The organism is Paenibacillus silagei (genome assembly GCF_017874735.1).
GTDB lineage: Bacteria > Bacillota > Bacilli > Paenibacillales > Paenibacillaceae > Paenibacillus_AQ > Paenibacillus_AQ silagei.
Window position 1 is genome coordinate 147,303 of sequence record NZ_JAGGLV010000005.1, and the last position, 10,104, is coordinate 157,406.

8 protein-coding genes are annotated in these 10,104 nt (G+C 58.9%); all 8 read right to left on the reverse strand.

Going from position 1 to position 10,104, the window contains the following annotated elements; translation table 11 throughout:
• Positions 1–9: 9 nt before the first annotated feature.
• Positions 10–606, reverse strand: coding sequence for a hypothetical protein (locus J2Z70_RS09675; protein ID WP_209872078.1), 597 nt, complete (start codon positions 604–606; stop codon positions 10–12).
• A gap of 15 nt (positions 607–621) precedes the next feature.
• Positions 622–1,623, reverse strand: coding sequence for a flotillin-like protein FloA (gene floA, locus J2Z70_RS09680; RefSeq protein ID WP_209872081.1), 1,002 nt, complete (start codon positions 1,621–1,623; stop codon positions 622–624).
• Between the two features lie 36 nt (positions 1,624–1,659).
• Positions 1,660–2,997, reverse strand: a complete 1,338-nt coding sequence (locus tag J2Z70_RS09685) for an NfeD family protein (protein ID WP_245368136.1) — start codon at positions 2,995–2,997, stop codon at positions 1,660–1,662.
• Between the two features lie 201 nt (positions 2,998–3,198).
• Complete coding sequence (locus J2Z70_RS09690) at positions 3,199–3,642, reverse strand: GatB/YqeY domain-containing protein (RefSeq protein WP_036724349.1); 444 nt, start codon at positions 3,640–3,642, stop codon at positions 3,199–3,201.
• 15 nt (positions 3,643–3,657) lie between these two features.
• Positions 3,658–3,831: a 30S ribosomal protein S21 gene (gene rpsU / locus J2Z70_RS09695; protein WP_005547957.1), complete on the reverse strand. Its 174-nt coding sequence runs from the start codon at positions 3,829–3,831 to the stop codon at positions 3,658–3,660.
• 142 nt (positions 3,832–3,973) lie between these two features.
• Positions 3,974–4,333, reverse strand: a complete 360-nt coding sequence (locus J2Z70_RS09700) for a histidine triad nucleotide-binding protein (protein WP_076075810.1) — start codon at positions 4,331–4,333, stop codon at positions 3,974–3,976.
• A 776-nt stretch (positions 4,334–5,109) separates the two neighbouring features.
• Positions 5,110–8,805, reverse strand: coding sequence for an AAA family ATPase (locus tag J2Z70_RS09705; protein WP_209872088.1), 3,696 nt, complete (start codon positions 8,803–8,805; stop codon positions 5,110–5,112).
• Position 8,806: 1 nt separating this feature from the next.
• Entirely contained in the window at positions 8,807–9,988 is a 1,182-nt protein-coding gene (locus J2Z70_RS09710; protein ID WP_209872090.1) for an exonuclease SbcCD subunit D, read from the reverse strand.
• Positions 9,989–10,104 lie beyond the last annotated feature (116 nt).

Sequence of the window (10,104 nt, forward strand, 5' to 3'; positions counted from 1 at the left end):
GGCAAGGTCTTAGCGCCGCGTGGAATGCGGCTGGCGGGCGCGGGGCGGACCCAGCACCTCCGCCCATACCAGACCGCTGCGCAGCGTGTCAGGGTCGCCTGTGAGCGGATGGACAGCATATGCCGGCGATGCTGCATCTGCGTCCTCCCCGCCTGCGTCGGAGCCCGCAGACGGGACCGCAGCCGCCATTCCGTCGAAGGCAGCCTTCAGCTTCTCCAGCTCTTGCTGCATGCGTTCTGTGCGGGCCTCCACGCTGTCCAGGTCATCGGCCTGTTCCAGAGACACACCTTCGCCTGTCTCATCACCGGGAGCCGGCTGCCCAGCCTCAGCCCATGCTGGCGAAGGCGGGGCCTCCTGAGCATCCGGCGGCGGGGCAGGCTGGTTTGGGGCCGTCCTTGTCCCGGCAGGCGCCGGAAATCCGCTGCCTCGCTGTTCAACGTGTCCGGCCTTCCGGCGGCGGGGCAGCGGATTGCCGATATCTCTTCCGCCACCGCCAAAGGTAGGCATCCCCCCGCGCGGGGCCTGTTTGTCTTTGCCCTTCTGTTTGTTCAGATTGGTGATGATCGCTATGGCCGCCAGCACCAGGAAATAGATCACGCCGCTCATGGGGCTCACATCCCTTTATTTGTGGGGCGGACGGCTGCTGTCGTCCCCATCGTTTAGTTTGCCGAGGGAACCGCGCATCTGCGTATCTGCCTCGATGTTTTTAAGATTCATATAATCCATCACACCAAGCTTGCCGGAGCGCAGGGCTTCGGCCATCGCCAGCGGAACCTGAGATTCAGATTCAACGACCAGCGCCTTCATCTCAACCACGCGGGCCTTCATCTCCTGCTCATGGGCAACCGCCATGGCCCGGCGTTCTTCAGCCTTCGCCTGGGCGATGCGCTTATCCGCTTCCGCCTGCTCGGTCTGCAGGTACGCACCAATGTTCTTGCCTACATCCACATCCGCAATATCAATGGACAGAATTTCAAAGGCAGTCCCTGAGTCCAGACCCTTGGATAATACGGTCCGGGAGATGGAATCCGGATTCTCAAGCACATCCTTATGCGAATTACTGGAGCCGACTGTGGTTACAATCCCCTCGCCGACACGGGCAATAATCGTCTCTTCGCCCGCACCCCCGACCAGCCGGTCGATATTGGCCCGCACCGTTACCCGTGCCTTGACCTTGACTTCAATCCCGTTCTTGGCTACAGCCGCAACAATCGGCGTCTCAATGACACGCGGGTTAACGCTCATCTGAACCGCCAGCAGCACATCGCGTCCGGCCAGATCGATGGCGGCGGCACGTGTGAATTCCAGCGGAATATCCGCTCTCTGGGCGGCAATCAGCGCGTTCACTACCCGGTCCACATTCCCTCCGGCCAGATAATGGCTCTCCAGCTGATTGATATTCAGCCCCAGCCCGGCCTTGGTCGCCTTAATGAGCGGGTTGACAATCCGGCTCGGCGTTACCCGGCGCAGACGCATCGCTACCAGCGTGATAATGCTGATTTTGACCCCGGAGGCCCAGGCAGATACCCACAGCATTACCGGGAAGAAGCTGAAGAAGACGCTTAGTACAATAATCACGGCTACCGCGATCAGCAAAAAAGTAATCATAGATGCTTCTAACATACGCTTACCTACCTCCGATATTTTGATAGACAAAAATTATTTCGCAGCTTCCTTCACTACCACACGGCCGCCCTCAACCTTCACCACGGACACGGCCGTCTGCGCCTCGATGAACCCGCCTTCTGTCACCACATCTATCCGTTCGCCGCCAAAGGTGGCGGTTCCGGCCGGACGCAGCGGGGTAACACTGATGCCGGAGGCCCCGATCAGACGCAGCTTCTCCGGGACAGGCACGAATCCCTTCTCTCTGGTAAGGCTATCCTGAAGGATGAACCGGTTCCAGATGCCCCGCTCCTTGAAGACTACGGCTACAATCACGATGACCACCGCTGCTGCGGAAAAAGCAATGCCCAGGCTGAACAGCGCATGTGTAAAGCTGTAAGCAGCCCTTACAACACCCGCTACCAGACTGATGGACCCGAGGATTCCCAGAATACCGAAGCTCGGCACGAACAGCTCCAGAATCAGCATCACCAGTCCCAGAATGAACAGCAGCAGCGTCTCCGCCCCGGCGAAGCCGGCCACATAGTTGCCGAAGAAGTAGAGGGCAAATGCCAACGTACCGACAATTCCGGGCACTCCAAAGCCGGGCACCAGCAGCTCGATGAACACACCGGCGATGCCCACAAAGAGCAGAATCGTCATGACTACCGGATGAGTCAGAAATTGCGACATTTTCTCCGCACCGGTATGCTCAACGCGAAAAATGTCGTCTGTCGAGTAGCCCAGCCAGGTAATCGCCTCCTGCTCTGTTCCAGCAATCCGGTCGGCGTAACCAGCCTGAAGTGCTTCATTGCTGCTCAGAGCGATAATCTCGCCCGCTTGCTTGTTCACGCCCAGCTCCGGGCGGTTAACTACCAGATGGACATCCATCATGCCGGCCGCCACTTCAGGATCACGCCCGTTCAGCGAGGCAGCCCCGATCATTTTGGATTTCCAATAGGATACCATCTTGGAGTCTTCCACGCTCTTCCCGTTCATGTCCACCAGCGAAGCGGCTCCGATCATGCTGCCCGGCTTCATGATAATGGCGTCCGCGCTCAGCGCGATGTAGCTGCCTGCGGAAGCGGCATTGCCTTTGATATAGGCTACTACCGGAATCTTGCTGTCTCTGACCAGGGTGCCGATTCGTTCGGCGGAATCCACCCGTCCTCCAGGTGTATCGATCTCCAGAACAATCAGAACTGCGCCGTAATTCGCCGCTTCCTGAAAGCCCCGTTCCAGAAAGCTCTGCAGACCCCGCTCAATCTCCTGATCCACCGGAATAATGAAGACGGGTCCGTTGACCACTGTACCTGAGGCTGCTCCCGGTGCGCGGACCGCTTCATTATCCGCCTGAACCGTCCCCGCCAATGGCAGGAACAGAAGAACCATTAAGGCCGCGATACAGGAAAATATGATGGTGCGTAACTTATTCAAGCCTGCGCCCCCCTTTTGTACGTGAACCATTTGCATTCTCAGCTTATCATTTTATGTAAGTCTGCATATAATTCTTAGTATACCTTATACGCAGGTCTATCCAAAAAGCTCCACATAATGAAAAACACCCCTTATAAAAGGGGTGCTAGCGTTATATTATTGCAGAAACTGTTGAACCGCCTGGTTCACAAGTTTACCATCGGCGCGACCTTTGACCTTAGGCATCAGTGCGCTCATCACCTTACCCATTTCACTTTTCGAAGAAGCACCGGTTTCCTGGATGGTCTGTTGTACAATTACTTTAATTTCTTCTTCGGTAAGCTGCTCGGGAAGATATTTAATGATAATCTCGATTTCTGCCTTAGTACTCGCGGCAAGCTCATCGCGACCCGCTGCTTCAAATTCTTGGAGGGCATCTTTGCGCTGTTTGATCTCACGACTAAGGATATCAAGCACTTCGTTGTCGTCTAATGTTCTCTTCAAATCTATTTCAAGATACTTTATTGTAGAACGAACCATTCGAATGGTGGAGAGTGTGAACTTGTCCTTACTCTTCATCGCTTGCTTCATATCTTCGTTTAATCGTTCGCTAAGATTCATGCGTGGGTAATCCTCCTAAAACTTTCTCTTACGAGCAGCCTCAGACTTCTTCTTGCGCTTTACGCTTGGCTTCTCATAATGCTTGCGTTTCTTCACCTCAGCCAAGACACCATCCTTAGCAATGGAACGTTTAAAGCGACGAAGTGCAGCATCAATTGTCTCGTTTTTGCGAACTTTCGTTTCAGACACCAGTTTTCCCTCCCTCCGACCAGACCGTCCAAGAGCATAACAACACGGTTCATCACCTTTCATTATAGGTCAAACCTAAATAAGGTGTCAACCTTCGCGTTATTCTTTTTTTAGCCGGGCTGTACATAGTTGCATTGCTTACTTAGGCATGAGAACTGGAGTTCCCCGTAAGGGCACCAAGCTTGGCTCCACCCAGCAGATGATAATGCAGATGCGGCACTGCCATCCCGCTGTCCGGACCGCAATTATTAATCAGCCGGTAGCCGGTATCGGCAATTCCGAGCTCTGCGGCAAGCTGCTGTGCTACGGCATGAATCTCGCCAATCAGCGGCAGATCCTCAGGCGTAACCTCGTTCATAGAAGCGATGTATTTCTTCGGGATAATCAGCACATGCACAGGGGCGGCAGGCTCAATATCGTGGAACGCCAGAATCCGCTCATTCTCGAACACCTTTTTGGACGGGATTACACCTTCGATAATTTTGCTGAATACAGTTTCCATACCACGCTTCCTCCCAAAAAATTTGTAATGCAGAAGCTTGCATCCGGCACTTTCCGCAGCAGAGGCTGAGATAACAGACACGAACCTAACTCTTATTCGTATAACGGCCACCCGCTACTCACAGGCAAGGATCCGTCAATACAGCTAGAGCTCTGCGGGGCGCACACGCCTGAAGATCATCGGGCTTCCGGCCTGATCGGCTTCGCGACAAATTTCAATTTATGGAACTAATCATACAGGATGTTGAGCAATTACGAAAGGCGGAAGGCTATTTTCTGGCGAAATCAGATGTTTGGAGCATGGATGGAAGTGTCATGTTAATAGAGGGTTAAGTATCAGGGGCAGGGAGTGGAGTATCACCATAACAGGGGGTGTAGGTAGGGCAGACTGTATTATAACAGGGTGGCGGCACAATAAATTCGGTTTATCGTGTACATTTGGTCCGGGCGTACCTCCATTAGCACAATTGGCCCTCTTACCCTTGCTGTGGCATAATGTGTTTGGTTTTCCGCATACATTTTGTTCGATTGCCTTAAAGGAGGGTGCTCCCTCCTTGGGGTAGGAGCGTTGCTAGTTTTGAGCATGAACCCAAAAAAAGACAAAAAAAAGAAACACCCTTCACAGCTCATATAAGCTGCTTCGGCGGCGGACGTATGAGAAGGAGTTCATTCCCTGTCATACGTCCGCCGAGGTGTTTCAAATAATGTCGGCTTAGCTGTATTATAACAGGGGGTTGGAGGTGTATCTGTGATTCTCATCACAACCAACCCCGTCTTTCACATTTTTTCCAAAAGAATGGTTGAACCCCCGCCGCCCTGCTCTGCAGGAACCACAATCAGCTTGCGCGGCAGGCGGGCCCGAAGCTCAGGAACATGGCTGATGATGCCCACAGACAATTGGTCATTATGCAGTCTCTCCAGTGAAGTGATGACGGTGTCGAGCAGATCCGGGTCCAGGGTGCCAAAGCCCTCATCCAGGAAAAAGAATTGCAGCGGGTATTGTCCGCGCAGCTGAATCTGGGCTGACAGGGCAAGCGCCAGCGACAGGGAGGTCAGGAAGGTCTCTCCCCCGGATAACGTGGACACAGGACGTCTAACACCGCCGTTCCCGTCATCCCGGATGACGAAGCCCCCGCCTGAATCCACCTCCAATGCATAACGCTGCTTGCTCAGGAACCGCAGACGCTGTGACGCAGCCTGGCATACCTGCATCAACTGCTCCTCTGCAATATACTCCACAAAGGCGTTGCCGCGCAGTACGGTCTGCAGCTTGGATAGACGCTCCTGCATCGCCGCATGTCCGGCCCGCTTGTCCTCCAGCTCTACCCAGCGGATATGGCGCTGCTGCAGATCCTCTAGATCCCGTTCTGCCCGTGCACGGGCCTGAAGCGAGGCTTCGTCCTCCTCTTTGCACCTCAGCAGCGTTTCCTGGCTCTCCTGCCATTCTTCGCTGCTGAGCACAGCTCCAGCCAGCTTCTCTTCAATACTCCGCAGCTGCAGCAGGCACTCCGCCTCTTCTTCGCGGTAGGACTTCACACGCTCGGCGGCCTGTGCCCGTTCTCCGGTCTCCAGCGATGAGGCCTCCACTTCTGCGGCCGAGGCGAACGGCGAAGACTGCAGACTCTCCTCCCACTGGGCGGCGGCGGCGGTATAATGCTCCTGCGCCGATTCTGCCGCCTGGCGGGCTACCGCAGCTTCACGGGTCTGCTGTTGCGCCTTGTCCGCTGCCCGGCGGTGTTCCTGCCGGCTGCGTTCCATCGCAGTCTGCAGCTCCAGCAATCTGCGTTCACACCCGGCCAGCAGTTCCCCGGCAGGCCGGCCGCCGGTCCCTTCGCGAAGGCGCTGCTCTTTATCGCGGGCAAGCGCCTCTTTGCCTTCAAGCTGCGCATCCCACTGCGCCAGCTCCTTGTCCAGCCCGGCCAGCTGCTCGTTCAGCGTCTGCACGGCGAGGCTTTTCTCGTCCAGGAACTTGACGCTGATCTCCAGCCGGCTGCGGATCTCCTCGGCGCGTTCATCCTTGCTGAGCATCTCCTGATACGTTCTCTCCGCTTCCTCCGGGGCAAGCTCCGGGAAGAGACGGCTCCATTCCTCCCTTAGCTTGCCGGCTGAAGCAGCCAGCTCCTCTGCCTTGGCAGACAGTCCCTGCAGCCAGGTCTTCTCCGCTTCGGCACCTGCCGCTTCCTTGTGATACACCTGCTCCAGCTCCTGCAGGGAACGCTGCCAGTCCGAAGCCGCGCGGCGCAGCTCTGCGGAGCGTCCTCGCAGTGCGGCCAGCTGATCATTCAAGGTGGACAACCGGCCATCCAGCGCGGACAAGGCTTGTTCATCCGGAAGCTGCGCGGTTACCATGGAGTCGTGAGACTCCAAGGCCGGGGTGCTTAAAGAATCAGGTTCGGCGTGGAAGCCGGAACTGTCCAGAGAGTCAGATGCTGTATAAGAGCCGGAACTGCTTGGGAACTTGGAAGCCTCAAGAGACTCCGAAGTGTTTAAGGAATCTGAAGCGGCGTGGGACTCGGAATTGCTGAGAGTGAGAGATCCGGCATCCGAACCGGAACTGCTTGAGAGCTTGGGTGCGGGTGCGGCGTCGTAGGAAGTAATGCTTGCCGTCTTGTCCGCAGCCGCCTCTGCCCCGGCGGCGCCAGCGGCGGACTGGTGCAGCGCCTCTTCGGACGCGGCTCCCGCTAGCCCAGCGAGCCACGAGCTGTCCTGCTCCAGCAGGCTGCGCAGCAGATGGCGCGTCTCCAGCGCCTGCCGGGCCTGAGCGCGGACATGGCGGAGCCTATTGTCCAGCTCCCCAGGGTCCCCCTGCTTCTGAACAAGCGCAGGGGAGGGGTGATGCTCGCTGCCGCATACCGGGCAGGGAACCCCTTCCTGGAGTTCACCGGCGAGTGCCTGCGAGAGCCGGTGAACCTCCTGCTCCTTCAGCGCAGCCTCCAGCGCGCTGATGTGCCCCTCCAGGCGGCCGGCAGCGTCTCCCGCTGCCCCTTCGGCCGTCCGCAGCTCTTCCTGGTGCAGGGCGGCGGCGGCCAGCAGTTCCCCGCGCCCGGCATCCAGCGCCTGCCGCCGGGACCCGGCAGCGGCCAGCCGCACTTCCGCCGCTGCGAGCACCGCCGCGCGGCTCTGGCGCTCACGTTCTGCCGATTCCCGCTGGGCCTCGGCAGAACGCAGTCCCTGCAGTCTCTGCATGGCTTCCTGCAGAGACTGCCGCTCCTGGGAGCGGACCGCCAGCGGCTGCAGGCTCTGCTGCAGCTCGTGCTGTTTCTTTTGGCCGCGGGCCAAAAGCTCACGCTCCCGGGCCAGGCTCTCCCGCCCGGCGGCTAAGGACCGGGCGGCTTCCTCGCGGCGCACCTGCAGCGCCGCCCGCTCGCTGTGCAGCGCGCCGAGCTCGGCCTCAAGCTCCAGCGCGCGCCGGTACCGGCCCTCCTCCTCGCGGAGGGCCGGCTCGCCTGCGGACAGCGCGGCCTGGGCCGCTGCTTCCGCTTCCGCCCCGGCTGCCGCCTCCTGCACGGCGGCGGCGGCCAAGGCCTCAAGGCCCCCGGCGCGTGCCGCCCGGGCCTTCCAGGCCTCCTCCGCGCTGCGCCAAGCCTTCAGCGCGGGCAATCTACGCTCGGCTTCGTCCGCCTTGCCGAGCTTCTGCTCCAGGAGGAGGATCTGCTCCTCCTGGGCCAGCAGAGCCTGCCGCTGCGACTCGCGGCGGGCCCGTTCCTCCTGCAGCTCGCGGATGCGGGCGAAGCGCTCGGCGCGCTCCGCAGCCTCCGTGAGCCGCCCCCGGCAATCCGCCGCATGACGGATCGCCTCCTGCACACGGACGGCGGCCGCTTCCACATCTGCCTTGCCCGCGCTGCCCAGCCCCTGCTGCTCTGCCTCCAGAGCGCGCAGTGCCGCCTCGTTCTCCTTGACGCGGCGGCTCAGCTTCAGTGCCAGCCCGTCGCCGTACTGTTCCAGATGGAACAGACGCTGGAGCATCTGCCTGCGGTCCACGCCCCGCAGCGACAGGAACTCGGCGAATTTGCCCTGCGGCAGCACAACGGCCCGGGTGAAGTCGTCCATCTTCAGCCCGATGTGCTCTTCGACACAGCGCGTAACGTCCGCCAGCTTGTCGGCCATCACAAGATCGCCGTCCGCCTTGACCTCGATGAACCGGCTGATCGTATTGCTGACCGACTGCTCCCCGGTGCGTTTGAACTTCCGTTCCACACGGTAGCGACGCGTCCCGGAAGAGGAGTTCAGCTCGAAGGTGAAGGCCACGCTGAGCTGGTCCTCGGAATGGTTCATAATCCCTTGGGTTCCGTTCACGGCGCGCTCCACTTTGCCGTACATCGCCAGTGTAATCGCGTCCAGCAGACTGGATTTGCCGCTGCCCGTCGGACCGAAGATCCCGAACAGCCCCGTCTCAGTAAGACTGGCAAAATCAATCTCCTGCTCCGCCCGGTAACTCTGCAACCCGGATAATTTCAACAATATCGGCTTCAAATCAGTTCTCCTCCCCTTCCGCAGCTTCATGCCGCTCTTCTTCCGCCAGCTCCAGGAACAGCTCAATCAGGCTGTCATCCGGCTCCGCACCGCCGGTCTGGCGCTGATAGAACCTGCGGAACAGCTCCTGTACCGGCATGCGGGAGCGGGACATCTCTTCCAGCTCCTGCTCCATCTGCGGATAGATTGGCCGGATATGGACGATGCCTTCCCGTGACTTGCGCAGCCGCTGGATATCATTCATGGACATGGCCTCGGTTAAGCGCAGCTCCAGATCAATGAATGCTCCTTCATCCCTGCCCTCATCCAGCCAGCCGTAGACCTCCTGCAATCCGCCCGCAGATCTCCAGTTCACCAGCGGCCGCCCGCAGGAGAGATAGATTTCCTCGAACACAGGCTCCCCGCCCGGTGCCACATCAATCATCGCCACCGACTTGGCCTGACCTGCTTCAGAGAAGCTGTAAGCCAGCGGAGAGCCACTGTAGCGGATCATCCCGTCGCCTTTGACCCGCTGGGCGCGGTGAAGATGTCCAAGTGCCGTATATTGCGCGCCGCAAGAGAGTGCCGAAGGATCAACGGTATAAGCGCCGCCGACCTGAATCGGCCGTTCAGAGTCACTCTCCACGCCGCCTAGCACATAGATATGGCTCATCGCCAGATTGACGGTCTGCGGGGAGAATTCCCGCCCGAGCAGGTTCATCAGCCGCCCCACCCGGGCGCTGTAAGCCAGCCTCAGCTCAGCCTCTCCGCTGTCACCGGCAAGCAGTTCGCCCAGCCGGGCTTCGGAGGGGTAAGGGAGCGCAGCGATTTTGGCAACCTCGCCGGTTCTGGCCGCATGCACCGTGACCGGTTCCGAAGTCGGCATTCCGACGAGCGTAATCCCCTGTCTGCGGACAAGCGGGGACACGGAAGCTACGCGCTCCGGCTGGTCGTGATTGCCCGAAATCACCACCAGCGGACGTCCGCCTGCCGTCAGTCTGGCCGCCGCGTCATAGAACAGCTGCTCCGCCGCAGCCGGAGGATTGACCGAATCATAGACATCCCCCGCCATCAGAATCAGATCCGCCCCGGAGGAATCGGCAATCTCCACCAGCTCATCCACGAACTGCTCCTGCTCCTTCTGCCGGCTTCGGCCCTCCAGCGTCCGCCCCAGATGCCAGTCTCCCGTATGCAATATGCGCATTTCCGCCCTCTTTTCCCCGCCTGTCTGCGGCAATTATAGATTCAAAGAATGTATGCTGTTTTTCACATACATTCGGTTCATACGCCTGCGCGCAAGTACAATGTATGCTGTTTTTC